Annotated in this window: 1 protein-coding gene (running past one end of the window); it reads left to right on the top strand. The window is 56.4% G+C overall.

Annotated features, from left to right (window positions below; translation table 11 throughout):
• Window positions 1-23,592 carry the 5' portion of an LEPR-XLL domain-containing protein gene (locus G0Q06_RS00380; protein ID WP_163961341.1) on the top strand. Its footprint extends 4,839 nt past the window's final position, so only the first 23,592 of its 28,431 coding nucleotides appear in the window; its start codon is at window positions 1-3; its stop codon lies beyond the right edge, outside the window.

A 23,592-nucleotide genomic window follows, 5' to 3' on the forward strand; every position in this document is an offset into this window, starting at 1 on the left:
TTGGAAGCGCTGGAGCCCCGGCTCCTGCTTTCCGGTGATGGCATTGGCATCGCGGCAACTGATTTTCTGGGGGATGGTGATGAATTGATTTCAGCCATCCAGGTCGAGCATGACATGGAGGTTGTGAGCACGGATTCAGATGGCTCAGACGAGCTGTTTGACGTTGAGGATTCAGCCCTCATACCGGCCCAGACTGATGACGATGATTCCCTTTCAGGTGAGGAAGAATCCACCGCAAAAGCGGTCCTTTTGATCGACAAATTTGCCTTGGCCAGCGAATCCCCGACCAATTTTGAATCCACCTCCGTGACCGGTCAGCAAGACCGGCTTTCGGAGGAACTGGTGACCACCCTCAAGGCAGCAAACGGCCCCCCAGCCACCGCGAACCTGCTTGACCAGTGGCTTTCAGCCGAATTATCCAATTCCGGATCCGATCCAACAGGCGGTTCCGGATTCGTCGTATCCAAATCAAATCGGCCCCAATTCGCCAGTTACTCGAACTTAAAAGCCTCCACGGGTGGCGTTTTAGCGGAATCCCCGATCGCTCAAATTGCATTCTCCGGGTCGGTAGTCGACCTGTCATCGGCAAGCGGAGCGACGATCACAATCACGGTGAATTCCGATGGCCTTGTCACCGTCACGGGAGCCACCGACAGCAATGACAATGGAACCTCCGCGGAAGCGGTGACCACGATCACCGGTACCGGATCGAACATGATTTTGGTGGGTCCCGATCTGGACACCAAGTGGCAATTGGATGGCCCCAATTCGGGTAGCCTCGAATTTAACGGACTCGTAATTTCCTTCACCGGCATCGCCCAGTTACAGGGTGGGACAGAAGCCGACGCCTTCGTTTTGGGAACAACCGGATCGATCGCGAATGGCATCGACGGTGGGGCCGGCACCAATGCCCTTCTTGGAGCAGATGAGGACAATACCTGGGTTGTGAGTGGTGCAGATGCCGGTACGCTCAACACCACGGTGGCCTTTTCGAACATCGGCACCCTGATCGGTGGAAGCGCTAATGATGCGTTTGAGCTTTCTGATGGTGGCTCCCTCTCGGGACTGATTGATGGCGGCGTCGATGATGCCGAGCCTGCTTTGCCGGGAGTGGATCTCCTGACCTTCGCCGCCCGCACCTCATCCGTCAACGTGGACCTCGCCAGTTCCAGCGCGACCGACGTGGCCAGCTTTGTCGGCATTGAGGGATTTGTCGGCGGTAGTGGCACCGACACCCTGCTGGGTCCTGATAATGGCAGCTTCACCTGGACCGTTTTTGGAATTGGTACTGGCAATCTCTCTGGCCTGACCTTTTTCGACTTCGAAAACCTGACTGGTGCCGACAATACCGCCAATGACGAATTTGTCTTTGAGACGGGCGGCAGCCTCAGCGGGACCGTGGACGGCGGAATGGGTACTTTCGACAGCGTGAAAATATTTGATCCGTTCACTAGCGACTACAGCGTCCTGCTTCCCGGCAGTGTTGATTCGAGCGGATCGGTCACGCTCCATGGAACGACTGTCAACTTTGCCGGCATTGATCCAGTCGATCTGGCGGTGGGCGGCGATCCTCTGAACAAGATTATCTACGGCACTGCGTTTACAGACCGCATCATCCTTGAAAATGCCCCAACCGCTGGCGAGATGCAGGTGCGTTTCCTCGGGGCCCGATTCTACGACCTTCTCAGCTCGATTTACTTACCCGGCATCACTTTCACCAACCCGGCCGACTCACTTTCCATCTACGGCATGGGCGGCAGCGACACTATTGAAGTGAAGTCCCTCGATCCGGCTTTCAGTGCCGACCTGCGGATTTACGGCAGTCAGATGCCCGTAGCCGTCAACCCACTTGATCCAGCACCGGCTCAAGTGCCAGTGGACGATGTGTTTGTTGATAGTGTCACAATCAGTGGCAGTATCAATACCCAAGGCGGTCTCCTGGACATCTGGGCAGACATGATCCAGGTCAATCCGGATGTGGTCGTCAATACGGGTGCGGGTGATCTGGTCCTGCGTGCGCGGATTACCGGGATTTCCGATTTGGAGAATCTCCTCCCGGGCTTCGGCACCAATCGCGCGGTTGATATTGAGATTGGGGCGCGGGCTGAACTGAGGGGTGCCGGAATCTATCTGGTTGCCCAAGCTGAAGACAACAGTCTTCCAGACACTTTGGGCGCACCGAAGGAAGTCGGTAGCTTTGTCATCGGTCCTCTGGTTAGCAAGCTGGATGGAGTCGTCTCTCTCCCGGTCTCGGTGCTGGTCAAGAACTCCACCGCTGCCATCACTATTCGGGATGGTGCCATCATTGAGGGCACTTCCACGGTCGGACTTTATGCCATTGCGACGGCTGATGCCTCAGGAAGCGCCAGCGGAAGTATTTTCAGCATTGGTTATTCCCGGTCGGTAGCTGATGCGCGAATAAACATTGAGGGCAACACGAGGATTGTCTCCGGTGCTGCAGTTGTTATCGCCTCTACCGCCAACTCCACTGCCTCGATGAGTGCGGGAACTGAGCGCAAGTCGGAGGGAACTCCAAATCCAGGCAATGCACAAATCGCCATTGCGTTGGCGGTGAGTGACGCAAACACCACCTCACTGGTCAATGTAGCGACGGGATCATACATTGACGCAGCCCTGACAGCCAACATTGGTGCCGCGGGCAGCAGCTCCTCGGAAGCAACAGGTACTTCCGCCATTTATGCCGATGGCTCAGCCGGCCTTGCCTTTGGATTTGATTTTTCCTTTGCCGAGATTCGCACCTTCGTTGACGGCACCGTTATCTCCCGGGCAGACCCGGATCTGGGTTATACGGTTAAGATCGAGATTGATCCGCTGGTCACATGGGATGGCAGCGGTGAGCCGCCAATTGGATTTGTCGACTACGACAATGACCGGATTTATGTCGGACCGAACGCACTCGCCACCGAGGACACCATTACGTACACCAACCGTCGTGGTACCAGCATTGGCGGGCTCGTCGATGGGCGCGAATATTTCATCCTGACCAGCGGGGATGGCTGGATCAAGTTGGCTGACACGGAGACACAGGTCCTCAGGGCGGCAGCCGGTGTCGAGTCTGGAAATATCATCGACCTGGATCCCGCATTGGGACCGGCTGCCGAAAACAATTCCCTGACGTTTGGCAGTGCTGATGTCGATGCAGCCCTGAACACGATTTCCCTTCAGCGCAACGGCGCCACGGTTTTCAATACCTTTGAATACGGACAGGCCGTCATCTACAAAGCGGGTCCCGGCGGAGCCATTCCCGGACTGGTTGACGGTGGCACCTACTATATAAAGACCAGCACCGACGAGCAGAACCTGCAAGGCGACTCGCGCTTCGCCGACACCCAGGTGGTTCAGCTTGCCGAAAGTGAAAACGAAGCTGGCGGCGGGGTCGTCATTGACATCGGTGCAGCAGTCGGGGATGGCCATCAACTGATTGCCAAGCATGTCCTTGATTCCGGGTTCTCCACTGGCCTGGGTATTTCCGCACAGCTCGGTGCCGACAACAAGTCCACTGCTGAGGCAGGGCTAAAGAGTGAGGATCAGGACCCCAAGGGCGTGATCGCGGGGGCCAAGGAAAAGATAGACGATCTCACTCCGAATTTGGGTGATAAACTTTTCCAGAACCTGACCAAGAGCTATCGTGACAATGCGAGCAAGACCCAGTCGGGATCCAGCAACTCGCTAGCGGTTGCAGGCGGGCTGTCCTTCACCTTTACGGACCATGTGGTCACGGCTGATGTTGGCAGCAATGCCGTCCTCAAGTCGAACGAAGACCTTGAGATTACGGCGACCATTTCCCAGAAATTCAATGTCGGTGCACAGAGCAGCACCGAGCCACAGCAGCAGGCGGGCGGCGGTAACGCCACCTCCAGCGCGGACAACAATGCCAGCATTGCGGTTGCGGTAGCGATTTTCAATAACACCGCCCTGGCCACTGTACACAATGGCGCCGAACTGGATGCCCTGCGAGCTTTGCGCGTGGTTTCCGTTGTCAATTATCCGATCAAGCAACGGTTGGATACCTTCGTCCCACTTTCCTGGGGCGAGTTGACGGACGCCATGCGCGACGAGGGGGCTGGTGCGATTACCAAGTACCTGAATCTGAATCTCGGGACGCAGGGCTCTTTCTTCAACACTTGGACCTCGGCCACTTCCTCTGCTGAAGAAGTCGGCATCGCCGGTTCCGTTTCGGTGCTTGTTTTCACAAACCGTTCCGAGGCCGTGGTCCAGAGCAATGTGGAGATCAATCAGGATCTGGCTTGGCGCACCAACAGCAGCAACCCGCACATCAACCAGGCGGAGCAGCAGGACAACAATAAGGGTGAGCAGGTCGTATCGATCGTGGCCAAGAACATCCAACAGATGATCAACATGACGGGCATCTTCTCGCTGCCCTCATTCAGCATCGATGCGGCACCGATCATCGGCCCGAGCGCAAAGGACGCCAAACTCAAGGAAAAGTACCGGGCAAAGAAAAAACTCAGTCTTGACCCGACTGGGGTCAACGGCGGCAAAGGCGGAGCCGGTGGCTCAATTTTCATAAGCACGCAGACCAACACGACCCACGCGATCATCAAGGACGGCGCGAGTGTCTACAGTGGCGCCGATGGCGGGTTTAACATGACCGCGAAGGAAGCCCTGTTGAACGTCAATCTGGCCCAGTCCTTTGCCAAAGGGAAGACCTTCGCCATTGGTGGTACGGTTCTTTATTCCGGTCAGAATAGCGATACCTTGGCCATGCTGGGAAGCGGTGTAAATGTCACGGGCCGTGATGCCCGGGTTACCGCGGTGGGTCTCAGCACCACCGCCACATGGGCAGGAGGCATTGCTGCAGGGGAGTCCCTCGGGATTGGCATTTCGGTCGCCATTAATAACATTAACCGGCAGACGCGCGCGATCATCGGCACCGAGGATGCCGTCGCTGGCACTGCCATTTCAGGCACAAACAACATTGATGTCACTGGCGGGGTACAGGTAAAGGCAACCGTGGCGGGTGACGTCTGGGCCTTCACCATTGCAGGTGCAGTGGTTTCGCCGGATGACGGAGACAGCTCGGGCAAGACTGATAAGGGCGATACGGTCAATCCGACTGGCGATCTGGGTCCCCCGGAAGCAGTTGGAGGAGCGAGTGATGTGGCTGGTGGAACACAACAGGCATCGGACAGCGCACAGACCGGTGTGGCCCTTGCCGGAGCCGCTTCAGTCAATTTGATCACTGATACCACGCTGGCACTCATTGCAGACGCTGGCACGCTGCAGGCGGGTTTTGTGAGCGTCACGGCAAGTAACGACCTTGGCCTGGTGGCCGCAACCGGTGGCTTGGCTTTGGCGTCGGTGGACAGCGGCGACTCATCAGCTGCCATCGCGGGTGCCTTCAGCTACAACAAGATTTCGGCAACCACCGATGCGGAAGTGCAGGACACAACAATGTCTCTCACGGGAACTGGTGAAGTGCTTCTCGCCATTGATGCAGTATCTTCAGGCAAAATTTTCTCCCTGGCTGCTGGCGGTGCTGGCAGCAAGGCTTCTGGAGGTAGCGGAAGTGGCAATACAACAGCCGTTGCCGTTGCAGGGTCGGTTTCACTCAATACGATCAGTGGCGGGACAAGCGCCACCTTGCGCAACAGTCCCTCCACTCTGGATACGGGCAATGTGCGGATCAGCGCTAAGGACGCTGCCGGGATTTTTGCCATTGCGGGCAGCGTATCAGGTTCATTTGCACGGGGCAGTTCAGGGAATTCCACGGCTGCTTCGGCCGGTGTCGCCATTTCCGTCAACCGGATTGATACCAGCGCCACCTCGCTCATCGAGAGCACAAACTTAACATGGGACGCCCTCGCAACGACTGGCGATCTCCTTGTCGATGCTGACAACGCGCGCGAAATCGGCGCCTACGCAGTCGGTGGTGCGTTCAGTGCCGCCTCCGGTTCACAAGGCAAGGGCGCGGCGGGCTCTGGTGCCGGAACAGCCTCGATCAACGAGATTACGGGCGACACTTCCGCGACGATCGAAAACAGTACTGTAGTTGTCCCACAACTACTGACCGTTCAGGCGGCCGACAATTCGACCATTGACGCAGTTTCCGGTGCAGCGGCCGCTTCCATCAGTTATTCCCAGAATGAATCAACGGCTGCCGCCCTTGGATTCTCGCTCACCATCAATGACATTGAGACCGGAACACTTGCCAGTATTGGAAATTCAACCGCTACATCAGGTGGCGCGCTTGAGGTTTCAGCGGATAGTGAAGCTCAGATCAATTCCCTCGCCTTCGGGTTTGCGGTGGGCGTCGCGATCAGTGGAAGCGCCCGGACGATTGCTGCGACTGGAACCGGTGCCCTGAGTTTCAACGAAATCCGGAATACCATTGGGGCGTCGATTGTAAACAGTCCGGTCATTGCCTCTTCGGTGAGTGTGATGGCACGGGATGCCTCCGCTATCAAGGCCCAGTCGATTGCTGGATCAGCCAGTGTTTCCGGTAATTCCTCGGCGAATAGTCTTGCCGTGAGCATCGGCGTTTCACTCGCACACAACACGATTTCCAACAATACCACGGCGAGCATTCTGAATGTGCCCTCTATCATTACCAGTGGGGATGTCGCCGTCCTTGCGGCTGACAATGCCCGGATTGATGTTCTCTCTGTGGCCGCTGCGGTTTCCGTTGCCATCGGTGGCAAGTCCGTCGGTGTTGCCGGCGGGGCATCCGAGTCGACGAACATTATTCTTTCGCAGACAAACGCGACCATCGAGAACAGCAACATTGGCACCGCCAACAACAAGGTTGGTGATGTTGATTTGTCGGCCACCAGCACAGCCAGTATCAATGCGGTTGTTGCCGGAGTCGCGGTCGCTGTTGGAGTCGGAACAAACGGACCGGGTGTTGGCGTGGCCATCGGTATCGCGGTTGCCCGCAATTTTATTGGATGGGATCCCAACGGCAATCCGGTTGATGCCACCCACGACAATGTCACTTTCAGGGAGCCCGATCCGAACGATCCGAATGACAACGGAGCGACACGGGTTGCCACACTTTTGCCTTCCCTGGCACCGGGTACGACTGTCCGGATCGCTGAGGGAGCTCTTGCAGGTGATGTTTACGAATATATTGGCGACACCACCATTACCGACAGTGATCCAAGCGCGGCCGGTGACCAGCCGATCGACCTGAGTATTCAGCAATACCGGGATGCAAGTGCATGGAAGCATGTGAATGTCGCGCCAGAGGCCGCAGAGGTGAGGGCGACAATGACGGACTCGAGTGTCTCTGCCCAGGGCGCACTGAATATTACGGCAGATGCCCGCGAAACGATCAACGCTGTTGTGATTGCGGCGGCTGTTGGTGTCGGCGGTGGAATTGGCAGCGTCGGAGTCGGGGTCAGTGGCGCGGGCGTATACTCGGAGAACAAAATCAATGTGGATGTCGATGCGATCATCAATGGCGATGGGGCATCCGGAATAACCGCGGACAGTGTGAGCGTCATTGCAGGTGATTCATCCGTCATTGACGCCGTTGCAGGCGCAGCAGCCCTCTCGGCCGGACTGGGCTCCAACGCAGGCGTCGCCATCTCAATCGGTCTTTCCCTCGCTTTCAACGAAATCAGCAACACCGTGGATGCCGGGATCCTGAACGCCGATAACGGGGTCACCACGACCTCCGGCGATGTCACGGTTCTTGCCGCCTCCAAGGGCGGGCGCCTGTTTGACCTCAAGGATGGCTTTGTCACAAAGGACGATCTCAACGATGCTTCCACCGCGGATGAGGATAATCCCAACGATCCGCTCAACCCCTCTGACACAGTCGACGATCCCTCCGACGACGCCATAAACGAAAAGCGTGAAGACATCATTGATGACCAGAGGATTCTCGCACTCCTGCGTGATGCTTTCCCCAATAGTGAAAATCTCGCTACACAGGAAACGGTTGCAACGGATGCAGTCCTGACAGCGGATTCCGGGCTTGTCGACTTTTCGAGTGTGGGAACGAACAACACGATTCAGTTCCTTGTTGATCACGGGCTGTCAACAGGAGATGCCGTCATCTACACCGGAACAGCTGTCCCTGAACTGACGAACGGAGGCACTTACTATGTCGTCGCCGTCGATGCCACAAGTATCCAGTTGACCACATCTGAGCTGGACGCAGAAAACGGCACCGTCATTTCCATTACCCCTCTAAACCCGTCCGGCGGCCTTGAGGATCACAGCTTCCGCAAACTTTGGGACATTGTCCTCGGCACAACGGTGAAAGTTCCCGAGGGCTACGCGAACGGGGGAGGGGACAGCTCCTCTGACAAGGTCTACATTTTCGTTGGTAACACACTCGGCGATGACCGTGATAACGTGAACCTTTCCACGGAAAATTACTCGTCCTCGAGCTGGATAGAAGCCGAAAGCCTTAAAGTCTCAATCATTGCGGAGGGCAAGAGCTGGATGGTCGTTGCTCCGGATGGAACAAGCTACGTCCTCGAGCTGGATGAGGCCACCGGTAAGATCGGGGTCTCCCGCAGCACCATCAATTCCGTTTCCGTGGCAGCTTCGTTGGCTGTTGGTGTCGGCGTTGGCGGAGTCGGGGTGGCGGTTGCGGGCGCCGGGGCTGTTTCACAGAATGTTGTGCTCAGCAAGGTAAATGCAACCGTCCAGGACAGTATCATTGTCAGCGCACGCGATGTCATCATCGACGCCTCCAGCACCTCGACTATTTCCTCCACAGTTGTTTCCGTGGCCGTTGCCATTGGTGGCGGCAGCGGTGCGGGAATCGGGGTCTCAATCGGTATCTCGGTCGCGCGCAACTTCATCGGCTGGACCCCTGCGGGACAACAGGATGCTGCTCAAGTCCGTGCCCGGTTGGTTGATTCCAGCGTCGATGCAGCGCGCGATCTCATCCTGAAGTCCCTTGCCAGCCAGCAGATTGATTCAATTGTCTTCGCCGGTGCGGTCGCCGTTGGACTCTCTTCCGCTGTTGGTGTGGGTGTTGCCGGTGCGGGCGTCTTTGCTGAAAACAAGATTGGTGCGGATGTTAAAAGCAGTATCGAAGGCACTGGTTCAACCGGCATTGAAGCGGCCAGCATCACAGTCACTGCGGACGATACCTCTTTCATTAATTCTCTCGCCGGAGCGGCTGCCGTTTCCTTCGCATTTGGCAACGCTGCCGGAGTAGCCGTCTCAGTCGGCATCGCGATTTCCCTCAACACAATTACCAGCTCAGTCGAGGCGGTTATCCTCAATGTTGACCTGCCCGGTGTGACTGCGGAGTCGGCAGGGGGAATCATCGTCGCGGCAACGGAAACCGCGGAAATTAATTCAGTCACTTTTGCGGCCGCGGTTGCTGTCGGAATTGGTGTCTTTGGCATTGCCGCGACCGGTGCTGGTGCAGGTGCTTCCAACGTGATCCTCACGACTACCAAGGCCTATGCTAAGAACAGTGAACTGTTCAGTAACGGGATCGTATCGATTACCTCCGACATGGACAGCGAGATCACGGCGAAGGTCATCGGCGTTGCCCTTTCGGTCGGTGCGGGCCTGGCTGGTGTGGGCTTTTCCATCGGGGTGGCCATCGCGCGCAACTTTATCGGTTGGGATCCCGGAGCCTCCTCCTTTGATGAAACCTTCCAGTCCACAGATGAGCAGCGCGTCCTGACTCCGGGCGATACCGTCCGTGTGCTTGAAGGCGTGCGCAAGGGCGATCTCTATGAATACATCGGGCTGGATGAAAACGGGACCGCACAAAGTCGTGTCCGCTGGGATTATACCACTTCAAACACAGCATCCGTCTCCACGGGTGACCTGGTCAAGGTAGAGGGCTCCTTCATCCTGCAGGAACTGGATTTTGGAACGACTGTTAATGCCACAGCGAACACGCTGGAATTTGAAAAGGAACACGGATTCTCAGGTGGAGAATTTGTCACCTACGAGAGCACTGAAGGTAATCAAGGCGGATTGGTAGAGAATACCTACTACAAAGTGGTCGTCATTAATCCCGTCACGATTCAACTACGAGATGCCACCGGGGCAACTGTTGTGAATCTTGTCGATGTGGATTGGAGCACGGGAGCCAATGCCCTGAAGACAACAGCACCGGGAATCTACAAGTATGTTGGTGACAATCCGACAGTCTCGGGACCCCTGTCTGACCTAGCTCAGCGATATGCCACGAACGACAATTGGATACTGATCAATTCCAATGATCTTTCCGAAGAAGATTTCAGCGACATTACCCAATGGAAACAGGTTGTGGATACGGGCACTGCCGAAGTCCAAGCCTATATTTTAGATTCAGGTGTGACCGCCGTTGGCGATCTTTCCGTCATCGCCCAATCCCGGGCCACCATCGACGCGCTGGTCATTGCAGCCGCAGCTGCCGTGGGCGGGGGAGCAGTCGGCCTGGCCGGCAGCGGAGCCGGTTCCGGCAGCATCAACCTGATCAAGATCCTGGTCAATGCCTACATTTCCGGAGTGGGTGAAACCGGAATCTCCGCAGCCAGCGTGACCGTTACCGCAAATGATGCATCCGGGATCAATGCCATCGCAGGTGGCATCGCCGTGGCCGCAGCCATTGGGATCAATTCTTCCGGCGCTGTCTCGATCGGCATCGCCATCGGCTACAATGCTGTTGATAATGACGTCAACGCCTTTATCCGCGGCAGCAATGTGACGAGCACCACGGGCGACGTGGTCGTCACTGCGCAGACCTCCGGGCGCGAAGTGTTTACTGAGGAGTCTGCCAACCTTCTTGGCCTGACCGCTGACGATCTTGACTTTGCCGCAGAAAGTGACGCGACTGAGTCGGGCCGTGATCCGGCACAAGTCGAAACGGATTTGATTCGCCGTACCGGTATCCAACAAAAGCTCCGCGACATCTTTGAGAATAACAGTGCCTTCCTGGCCCTGTATGACAGTGTTGCGACGCCGGCCATGTACCGGACAGACCAGAAGAATGCCAACGGCACCTTCAACAATCGGCTGAAGAACGGTGACACGGTCGAAATCGCTTTCGGATATGATAATGTCAACGGTCGGAATGGTGAGAAAGGTCGGATTTACCGGTATGTAGGCCCTGACCAAGGCAGTGGTCAGACGACCGATATTTCGGCTCAGGATTATTTTGATACGACAAAATGGCGCCTGGTTGATAACCTCCGCCTTGCGACCCTCATCGAAGGACAGAGCTGGGTCCTCCTGGCCCCTGATGGTAACAGCTTTATTATCAGTCTGGATCCACTTTCCGGCGACTTTACGGTCACCACGGTCTCGATCAATGCGGTGTCCGCCGCCGCGTCCCTGGCCCTTGGTATTGCCGGTGTGGGCGCTGGCATAGGGATCGCCGGAGCGGGCGCCGTTGCGCAAAACCTAATTTCAAGCACGACCAGCGCCTTTGCGGAAGGCAGCTCCATCACTAGTGCAAATGACGTTCAGATTGCGGCCTCCAGCACAGCTGAAATCAGCTCTGTCGTTGTTGGTGCTGCGGTTGGCGTTGGGGTGGGTGCTTCCTCCGGTGTGGGCGCGGCAATCGGCGTGGCCATCGCCACAAATTACATTGGAGAAAATATAGACGGGACGGACATCCCGGACAGCGGGGTCTTTGCTTATCTTTTGAATACCAGCGTGAATGCCACTGGTGACCTGATCATCGATGCCGATGCAGACCAGACAATTGCCTCGGTGGTTGTGGCAGCCGCTGTTGCTGTCGGTGCCGGTGCCGGCTTTGGACTTGCTGCCAGCGGGGCAGGGGTCCTTGCGGAAAACCATATCAGCTTCGAGGCTTTGAGTTTCATAGATGGTTCCGGAACAACCGGTATCATCGCGGACAGCATTTCAATCACCGCTGACGACAACTCAACCATCCGGGCAACAGCAGCTGCCGTCGCCGTATCCTTCTCATTTGGATTTGTCAGCATCTCCGTGGCAATCGGCGTGACCATTTCCAATAATTCCATCGGCAACACCGTTGAGGCATCCATCTCCAATGCGGGATCAGTTGAATCACGTTCAGGGAATATCCGCATCGCCGCCAACGAGGTGTCCACTATCTCCTCAGTTGCCGTTGCGGCCGCTGCCGCAGGAGCAATCGGTTTTGGCGGGGCTGCAAGTGCCTCGGCCGTCAACTCCACCAACAACATCTCGAACACGGTCGCCGCCTTCATCCTGGATTCAACCAGGGTGCTGTCATCCGGTGCCGTCTTTGTCGAAGCCGACGACACAGCAACAATTTCCGCGGTAATCGTGTCAGTCGCCCTTTCGGGAGGATTCTCCGCCATGGCCCTCGGGATTTCCCTCGCGCAGAATAATATTACGGATACCGTTTCCTCTTCCATCCGCAGTTCCGCGGATACGAATCCCTCCTCCATTCCCAAATCCTCGGTGACCGCTAATGGCGGTGATATTAGGGTCACTTCCGACTACCAACCCAGCGTCAATACTGTCAGTGTGAACGCTGCTGTTGCTGTTGGGGCAGGGGTGGCAGCCGCCGGTTCGGAATCCAGGCTGACCATTGGTGGAACTACTGAAGCGTATCTTAACCGGGTAACCCTCGCAGCACCTTCAAACTCAATTACCGTAAGAAGCGATTCCATCGCTACGGCTGATCCCAACACGACGGCCCTCGCCGGATCATTCCTCGGTGTCTCCGCGATGGCCTCCTACGCAACTATCCAAGGGGTTACACGGGCCTATGTATCCGGCGATTCAACAATTTCGGCCTCAAATGAGAACGGCAACGGATTCTTCCTTGTTGCCGATGCCACTAATACGGCCACACCCACAACAAATGTGGCTTCGGTCGGGTTGATCGGTATAGCCAGCATTAATGCAGACACTACGATTAGCCGGAGCACGGAAGCCTATGTGGCGACAAGCGGAGGTATTTCAGGAGGCAGCACCCCGCTTTCTATTTCAGCAAGGAGTGATTCCCAGGCTTCCGGACGTGCCCTTGGAGTCGCGGTGGGCATTGGTGGTGCGGTGTCGACTATTTCTGTTTCATCAACCATCAGCGGTAACACACGCGCTTACTTGGGTAACTCAACGGATGTCGATGGAGGCAGCCTGACCGTTTCCGCTTTTGCCAATAAATACCTTTACAGTGACTCAACGGGTGTCGGGGCAGGCATCGGACTTGGATTCACTTCTGTTGGGATCGAATCGCTTATCAGCGGGCTCACGGATGCCAGTATCGGGTCGGGTGCCGATGTGGACATGCTGAACAATCTTGAGTTGTCCGCCTCAGAAACGGACGAAGGCACTTCCAACTCAGTTCTGGGCGCCGGGGGACTTATCTCGGGTACGATACTTAATTCAGAGGTCACGGTCCAACCTCGGATCACTGCGACAGTTGGGAACAACTCTTCCGTCGATGCCGGCGGAAATATTTCGATTATCGCTGAATCAACCCGCGCTACGGGCAACGCCTCCACGCAGGCTGTCTCAGTGGGCGGTATCAGCATCGGGGATATCAAGCCTACTTCCACCGTTAGTCCGACTGTCCACAGTTTTATTGGAGACAATACGACGGTCTCGGCAGAGGGGAATATTTCCGTCGTTGCTGAAATCCTCGCGGAGACAGAAGCCTCGGTCGGGGACCTTGACGACTTCTTTACTCCGTTGACTGATGTCGATGTGAATGCGGACACAATTACTTTCACTTCGCATGGCCTCCTCACGGGCAACCGTGTGACTTATGAGAGTGATGATAGCGTATCCGGCTCCCTGCCTCTTGAGGACCGCACCTATCGGGTTCTTGTTGTCGATGGTAACAGGATCAAGCTGGGAGCCTCATTTGCTGCCGACACCGCAGTAAATCCCCTGACTGACTCAATCCGTTTCAATTCATCGCATCTCTTCCAGACAGGCGACGCCGTCAAGTATTCAAATGGCAGCACGGACAGCTTGAACCCGGCGACATTGTCTACTTCCGGGACTTACTACGTGCGGGTCGTTGATGAGAATACCATCAAGCTCTTCACCAGCAGGGCGCAGGCCATAGAAAATCCCAGCAGCTTTGACCCGTCAACTCCAGAATCCGAGGGAGTCGTCACCGACGACAATTTCATCAATATCGGCGACTTTACCAACGGACAGGCCGTCACCTACTATGCTCCGGAACCGATTATTTTTGGTACCGTCCAAGTTGATACCGACGGGGATGAGGAATCCGAAGACAATATTATCAATAACAAAGCACTCCCGCTAAAGCCCGTTGACAACAACAGCATTTACCTGGACGAAAGTATCACCACGGGAACCCGGCTTACTTATCTTTCATCCCAGGGCTCAATCGGCGGCTTATCCAGTGGAAGCACCTACTACAGCCTGCAGGTTGACGGAAACAAGATCCAGTTGCTGCCAAGCTATGTATCTCTCGGTGACGTGACCTTCAACCAGATTGACGATGCCCCAGACAGGATTGTCCGCAATGATGGCGGCAGCTGGTCCAGTGCCGGATTCGCTCCGGGCCAGCAGATCGTCATTACGAAAACAGCCAATAACAACAAGACCCTCACCATTCAGGCTGTCTCGGGAAGCACTCTCTTCTTTGCGGGTGATGTCCTGGCAGACGAAGCCAACAAGGCCGCTGTGCTCAGGGGCGCCGCAATTGCCCTGTCTCCTGACAAGTCGGCAAATGGTCAAACCGTACAGCACAGCCTGATTCGCGGTCCCCTCGGCAATCTCACTTCTGGACGTACCTACTACGTCATCAACAGCGATGGGAGTAAATTTCAGTTGGCAGCCTCTCAAGGTAGCACCACCGTGCTGAACGTGAGCGACATCAGTCGCAGTGGTCAGCATGGATTTGAATTGGCTGGCATTGAGCTCACTCCATCCAGCGGCAGTCAGCAGCTATGGCTTGACTTCAGCGGGCCGTTACCGGCAGGGGACCAGCACAAGTTGCTTGGGCCAGGTGGCATTTCCTTGCGTTCACTTTCCCCACCTCCAGGCGATGGCCAGTCCAGCTCGACAACAGACATTGTTGGAGTCGGCCTCCTCTTGAATGTTTCCGTGCCAAGGTCGGTGCTCAACATCACCAACGACGCGCAGGCATGGATTGCCGGGACACTTGTTGAAGCCGGTGGCAATATTACCGTTCGCTCTAAGACTTTCAGTAACGGTTCCGCCTACATGAGTGATGTCGGTGGCGGTGCCATTTCAGCCATTGATGCGCAGGCCAGTATCAACGTGAACAACACAAGCAAGGCCTATCTGACTGATGACGGTGTGACTTTGATATCCGGCGGCAATGTTTCCATCCTCTCCGATTCGGCTTTTGATCTGGATGTCTATACCAATACGGAAGGCGGCGGATTGGGCGCAGGTTCCAACTCGAAGGCTTTCCTTACGGTCAACAGCGACAGCGCAGACGGCTTCGGAACATTCACCCTTCTGGAACAAAGCGCCCGCATCGAGGCGGACACGGTCAACCTGAACGCACAAGTCTCCAAAATGGACCTCAGCGCGCGGACCCGTGCCCTGGCAGCAGGTTTTGTCGCGGTGGCGATTACCAATTCCAACATTGATGCCCCGTCGACCGTTGAGGTTAAAATCGCCCCGGATGTGCGGGTGAAGGCAAAGCGTGGCATCGACATCGGGGCATTCCACAACAATGTCACCGTCGCTTACGATAGAAGTCCTGTCCCCATTGCCTTTATTCCAATCCCGATCTTTAGGGGTGGCAACAACACGGAGCTGACCGAGCTTGTGGAATCCAAGGACGGTGCGCGTCTTGAAACAGCACCCCCCTCCAATGGAGGTCCCGCACTACTTGTCCAGACAACCACCGCGACGATTAATAACATCAAATCCCATACGCGATCCATCGAATGGGATGCGGATGTCGAAGTGTTTGCTGGTCCGGGCCCCGAAGTGATCATAGCTGCTGACGGGTCAATCGAAAAGGCCATTGGAGCATCCGTGGATTTCAGCCAGGCGGGCAAGGTAATCATCGGTGATATCGGCGACAACAGTAACCTGACCAATATCAATGACATTATTGGTGGAATCGTGCGCTTCATCTCCGATACGATTACCAACGACATCGCGGACAGCCCCGACGGCACCAACCTGCGCTCGCTGATGCAGTTTGCCGACACATTTGCCGGAATTACGATCATCAACAAGTCGACCCTCGACTTGGTTATAAACAATATCTCTGTTGGTATCGCCAGCGATCCGCTAGTCGACTTGCAGGGTGACAAAGTTGACCTGACCTTCAACCTGCGCCGTGTCGTGAGTCCGACCTCCATTGTGATCGAGAATACCACGACAAGTGGAGCACCGGACATTCTCCTCGCCGGGAAGATCGAGAATCCGATTGGAACAACCCGTATCAGTGCGGCCACGGGTGATATTATTGCCGGTTCTGTACGCGGAGGTATGACCTTGATCCGCACCGCCAACCTGCAGCTCGATGCGCCTCTTGGGACAATTGGTTACAACACGCAGGCTCCCGGTGCTATGAATCACCTTCCGGTTGATATCGTTCAAGGGCCGCTCGTCGTCTTTGATAGTGCTCATCAGCTTGAGACAGGGGATGCCGTTGTTTACCGCGTAGGGAGCGGAGCAACCGCCTTGGGCAACCTGGTCCCCAATGCAACTTACTATGTGATCCGCCTCGATAACCTGCGCATCGGCTTGGCATCTTCGGTTTCGGACGCCTTCAATGGAACAGCCATCGCGATTAATCCCGCAAATCTGACGACAGGAGGCCACTCCATAACCCGCGGATCCATCTCCTTGCCAATTACGGATGGTATTCGTCTGGCTGCACAGGCTGGCCTCGATAACTACATCGATTTGATGGGCCGCTTGCGTGATCCGGCTGCCGGGACGCCCAATCCGCACGTCTTTAACATCGACTTGATCCGTGCCGGGCTGACAGGGCTTGGCAGCAGTGACCTCATTCTTCAGTCGGCAACGCTCGACGTATCCAACGGAACCGCTGGCAGCGTCCGGGTGAATGCTTCTTCGGGGCCGGCGCCGACAGGCAACAACCCCTATAGCAACCGCTTCTGGCCCGATCCGAATCCGCTACCGCAGATTCCTTACGGTGTTGGGTTCTTCCTCTTTTTGAATTCATCCGTACCAATCAACGCCACCTACAATTTTGTGAATCCGGTTGACGGCAGTGCCGGCTTGGTCGCCGATGGGGCTACAGGTAATGTAAATGTCACTACACAGAATTCATCACCTGCTGCTGTTCAGGTAAATGTCACTGGTATCACCGAGATACTCGATACGGGTCACATCAACGTCCTGACCAACGGCTTTGTAATCCTGACCGAGCAGAACGATGACATGCGGGTGGGGCATATCCAGTCCACTGCGAACAATGTGACGCTGACTTCGCCTGCTAGCATCATCGACGCGAATGCACTGGCCACAGTCGATGTCACGGGCATCAACATCACATTGCATGCCCTGGGTGGAACGATTGGGACCGAACCGAATTTCCTCGAGACAAACCTCCTTGATGGCGGCGCTCTCGGGGCCCTCACAGCCGATGCGGTCGGCAGCATCTTCATCAATGAGACCGCCGGTGATCTTCGTGTAAATACGATCGTCTCCAAAACCGGCAACGCGCACATCACCACTAGCAATGGTTCGATCCTTGATGCGAATCCGCTAACCGCGCCGGACATTGACAGCGTTCTTCGCGATACGCCAAACATCAGCGCAAGGGATATTGATCTGGATGCCAACGGCGGCAGCATCGGAACGCCTGGTGACGATCTTGATATCGACTCTTCAACTTCCGCTGCTGGTCCGGTCTCAGGTGGCCGTGTCTACGCTGAGGCGGACTACAACCTCTACTTGACCGAATCCCACCTGCATATCGATGTTCTCGGACTCAAGGCCTTCGGTAAGGATAACAGCCTGGGTGACCTGCGTTTGACGGTCCCCGACACCTCCGCGGTGCCGGTTGAGAATTTGAATTTGCTTCCCGGTCAACCCGCCGGCAGCAAACTCCTTTCAGAGGGTGGGCGTACACCTGTAACAATCGGTGAGATCCTTGCCGCCGGTTCGATCAACCTTTGGATTGGTGATAACATTTCCACTGTGCTGAACAGCCAGATCATCGCCGGTGGCATGATCCAGATCCGGGGAGATGTTGATCGTCTGCGCGAAAGTGGTTTGGACAAGCCGAACCCGGTCAATGCCGACCCGAATTATGGGACAAATGTGACGATCCTTGGTCGCGTTGGCGGCCTTTATCAACCGCCGATGACCGGTAGTGATGATCCCACCGACTACTCCGAATTCTTCGGCCACAGCGATGTCGATACCTTCCTCTTTGACGGTTCAGCCCTTGGGGCACGGACAATAGCCTACGGTAGCCAGTATGCTACCGGTGATCTGACTCGCCCGACGACCTACGTTGACGACGGCGAGGACAATTTCGTGATCAACAACCTGCTCACCATGGCGGTGGACAGCGACCACACCCTAACCCTTGATGGCCAAGCTGACACGGACCGCTATGTGGTCTGGACAACCGGGACCAACGGGACCGAGCGCAACTACGTGATCAATGTTCTCGACAGCGGCGCCAAGGATGACGGTGTCGATACATTGGAAATTTATGGCTTGGACAGCAGCGCCAATAACGAGACGGATGCCACCGATGACATCTTCCTCTTGCGCTCAGTCGCCTACATCGACCATACCTTGCCGGGAACGCCAGAGGCGCCTGCCTTTGTCGCCCTCCTGCACGGCACACTCGCTGAGACCCGCACTCCGAGCGCGAACGTCGGTGACCGGCCACAAAGTGTCCAGCGCATCAACTACGATGCCAACCTGAACGGGCGCATGACCGTCTACGGCCAGGGCGGTAACGACCAGTTCGCGGTCGATGATGCGACGGTGATCACCACCCTCGACGGGGGACAGGGCCATGACAAATTCCAGATTGCACAGATTTACGGCTCCAACCGGACCGATCCGAATGTCGGTCCCGCTGATGAGTTCGAAACTATCGGGACGACCCGCGGTTACCTGAGCACCGGACCGAGCGCTCCGCTTGTGGCCACCGGCGGTGACGGTAACGATACGTTTATCGTCTACGGCAACAAGGCCGAGCTGCGGCTTGAGGGTGATGCTGGCAACGACCTGTTTATCGTTCGTGCCTTTGCCCTCGCTGAAACGGATGCCAACGGTGACATCCAGGTCGATCCTGTGACTGGAGTCGCCATCCCGAAGACAACCGGCGATCTTTCGACCACCGAGTTGACAAACATCCTGCCGGGTGATGACGACGATACCATTCAGTACAATATCAATGCTCCGGTCTCGATCGATGGTGGATCCGGGTTCGACAAGGTCGTCGTTCTCGGGACGGAATTTGCCGATAACTTTGTCATCACCAAAGACGGTGTCTTCGGTGGTGGGGTCAATGTCCGCTTCGAGAATATCGAGGTGCTGGAGATTGATGGCCTTGAGGGCGACGATGACTTCTATGTCCTGAGCACGCCATACGGTGTTGCTACCCGTATCATCGGAGGACTGGGCAGTGATTCAATCAACGTCGCCGGTGACGTAGCAGACACCATCCAGACCCAGGAGCTCGAAGGTCGCAGCGCTGTCGTCAACCATGACATCAGCTCGCTTGATCCAGTCTACGCCGCCCTGCTGGCGCCGGGCGTTGACCTCAACGTCGCCTCGGGTGCAAAGGGTGCCATCGTGATCACTGAATCGGGAAGCGGGACAACTGTCCGCGAGGACGGCCTGCTCGACTCTTACTCAGTCCGTCTGGCGACGGCCCCTGCCGTTGGTACACGCGTCTATGTCACCGTTTCCGCTGCGCTTTCCAGTAGCGACGAGCAGATCCAGATCCCTAATGGTGACACCATCTGGCTTTCCGATGATAAACTTATCGACGGGCCGTCTTTCACGCGCCCTGTCTGGACCAACGGCGTTCTGGATCCCTCCGTTCCCGACCGGGCTGTTGTACTGGTCTTCGACTCAACCAATTGGGATGTTGACCAGGAAGTTTCGATAAACGCGCCCGATGACGGGTTGGCTGAAGGAGACCGCGTTGTCACTGTTAACCACAGCGTGTCCGCTGTTATTGAAACGCCTGACGCGGCAATTGCCGCCGCCCAGGCCGATACAATTTTGTTCTTCGATCGCGCCAAGGTACGGAATGTTGAAGTCACCATCATTGATAACGACCAACCCGGCCTGATCATCACCGAGGTCGACTCGATTTTTGGAGAACCAACCGATGAGCAGACAATCGTCCTTGAGGGAATAGACGGTTTCTCCGACGCCTACGATCTCCAGTTGGCCACGATGCCAACGGGAACCGTCACGGTGCAATTGACCCTCGACAGCCGCTTGGTCATTAGCGGCGACAGTCGCTTTGATGCACTCACTGGAACGGTCACCTTCGACTCTGGTAACTGGAACACGCCTGTGCGCCTGACGGTGGGTGCAGTCAACGATGGCATTCGTCAGGATCCGGCAACCTCGATCATTGGACATGCGATCGTTGACACGATTGCCGGCCGGGATGCGAGCTATGATTCGGTCAAGCGCGATCTTGATGTTGAGGTGTATGATGACGAGACATCCAATGTCATCGTTATTGAATCGGGTGGCGATACGGTCGTCACAAAGGATGGGCTCGTCACGGACAACTATGCCATCCGCCTGACTCGCGCCCCGATAGCCGACGTGATCATTTCGGTGGTGACCGATGGCCAGACAGCCGCAAGCCCGGATCCCGTCACTTTCAACACCTCGACCTGGAAGACATTCCAGTTTGTCACCTTAACCGGTGTTCCCGGCTACGTGCCGGCTCCAGGAACCGAGAACATCAAGATTTTCTCAGCCCGGCCACATCTGCTCACTGGACTACGCGGTCCGCTGGCAGTCGAGGGTGGGGTAACCGGTGCAGATCGTTCGCTGACCAGCGCGATCCTCTTGCCGAAGGAGTTGAACGCGGATCTCCTCGAAATTGGCGTCCAGCCACCGGAGATTGACCAAGTCGATACCCTGAACATTTACGATGACTCCAGCCAGATGGACAAGGTCGGTCGCTTGACCTCCACAGGCCTCACGGGTCTTGGCATGGCTGGCGATCTCCAGTTCTCCGGTGCGACCGCCTTTGGCGAGCCCAACCTCTTCCCGGGCGGAATCAGCTTTGGCCAGGTATCCATTGACCCCACAACGGGCGATTGGTCCACCAACGCGACCCGCAGCTCCATTGAAGTGGTGAATATCATGCTCGGAAGCGGCAATGACCACATCACGGTTGATGGCACGCTCCTGCAGGCTGACGAAATCCTTGACGGTCAGAACCTTGGACCGGCACGTCATGGTTCCCTCACGGTGATCCACGGTGGCGGTAATCTCCCGCTGGCTGGCGGTCCCATTGGTGGAGACACAATTCTGATCAACGGCGGCGGCGGTCCCGGATCACCGTTGGTCGTCTATGGGGATACTTCACAGGAAGGCCTCTGGTACGGCGGCATTCCCAGCGTGGCAGACCGCAGTGACTCCCTTGACCTAGGCCCGAAGTGGTTTGACCAGGTCGGTACCGCAGACGACTTCTTCCTCTTTGGCCGTGCCAACCCGTTCGCTTTCGCTGGTAATGATTTGATTGATGCCCGCAACCTTGATGTGGCCGACATGGTGCCGCTCAACGGGCAAGTAACCGTTGGCATCACGGCTTACGGCGGTGCTGGTAACGACACGATCTGGGGCTCTCAAGCCGGCGACCATCTGGCAGGTGGCACAGGCGACGATGAGATCCATGGTCAGGAAGGTGTTGACCACATTTACGGTGACTCCGGCTTCAATGTTGACCACATAACCCGCACCCTGCTGGTTGCCACCAGCGACCCCGGCGCGGACATGTCGGTTTTCCCGCCAAGGGATGACCTTGTTGCGGGCATGGATACCCTTTACGGCGATGCCGGTGATGACATTATCTTCGGTGATCACGGTTCTGTTGGCCAGCGCGTGCCGCCAAGTACGGGTTCCCTCGCTGAGCTGTTCACCCGCGGTGTCCGCTTTGGTGCGATTGACCGCGTCACGGAAAATCCGGTCATTGTTGAATTCCCGGCCAGTGAGAAACTCCTCACGGTTAGCGAGATCATGGAGGCCCGGACCGTCGAGCCAGCCAACGGTGATGACGATACAATTTACGGCAACGATGGCCGCGATCGCATCTTTGGTGGCAACGGCAGCGACACGATCGACGGTGGGGTCGACTCCGATGTGATCTTCGGTGACCACGGCCACATGAGCTACGTCGCAGCCGATTACTTTGACTTGGCCGATACTGATCTCACGACCCTTGACCTTGTTGAGAGCATTGATACGGCAGCCGCTCTCGGTGCTGCAGACAGCATTACCGACGACGCGAGTGACGACATCATTTTCGGCGGGCAGGGTGACGATACGATCGACGCCGGCACCGGACAGAATATTGTCTTTGGCGACCACGGTCGCATCCTCGGAGTCGATAACGGTGTTAACCAGCCGATCGGTGATCCGGACGCAGCGAAACCCGACGACGATTACCAGGTCCAGGTACTTGGCCTCGTCACCTCGATCGACTGGGGCACATTCAATGGTGTGGCTAACGAATTTGGAAATGGTAATGACACGATCACGACCGGCATTGGCCGTGACATGATATTCGGGGGCGGTGGCGATGACGCAATCAACACGTTTGCCAGTGACAGCGGAACAGCCGCTCTTGACGGCAACAACATCGTCTTTGGTGACCACGGCCTGATCGATTATCTCGCTGAGGAAATCGCACAGAACAGCGGTGCAAATCCAGTCCGGCCAACCGACATTGACCGCGTCTGGTCCATTGCCACTGATATGGGCGGTGTTGATACAATCACGACCGGTAATGCCAATGACATCATCCTCGGCGGCCTTGAAGGCGACGCCATCCATGCCGGCCACGGCAAGAATATTGTCTTTGGTGATGCAGGCCAGATCACAGCCGCGACAACTGACGATCCGGCCGTTCAGATCTCCGTTCATGAATTTACGATCGGTGAGATTGTCAGCATCGCATTCGCTGACGGTGGCGCAGACAGCATTTATTCAGGCGACCATGATGACATTCTGATCGGTGGTACAGCCGGTGACATGATCGACTCCGGCCACGGTGACAATGTCGCCTTTGGCGACGCGGTCCAGATCCTGATGCTGACGAATCACACGATTGGAGGCCAGCCGGACTTCAACCTTGTCGTCGGTCCTCCCGCCCGTCCAACAGGTGACCATCCTCTGACTTACGCCCTGATCACTTCCCTTGTGCCGGATATCGGTATCGACGGTGACGATACAATGACCGGCGGTATTGGCCGCGACATCCTGATTGGCGGCGATGGCAGCGACGTGATCAACACTTTCAGCAGCAACAGCCTCGGGACCCTTCAGGGCACAGCTGCAACGGACAGCAACAATATTGTCATCGGTGATTACGGTCTGGTCGATTACCTCTCAGAGGAACTTCTCCAGAGCACTGATCCGGACGTCAGTCTCCTCGACTTTGTCCTTGCTCCGAATCCCGACTCCCTCGCCACCGGAATCGCCACCAACCCGATCCGTGCGGGCGACATCGACCGGATCTGG

The sequence above is a fragment of the Oceanipulchritudo coccoides genome, from assembly GCF_010500615.1.
In the GTDB taxonomy this organism is placed as follows: domain Bacteria; phylum Verrucomicrobiota; class Verrucomicrobiia; order Opitutales; family Oceanipulchritudinaceae; genus Oceanipulchritudo; species Oceanipulchritudo coccoides.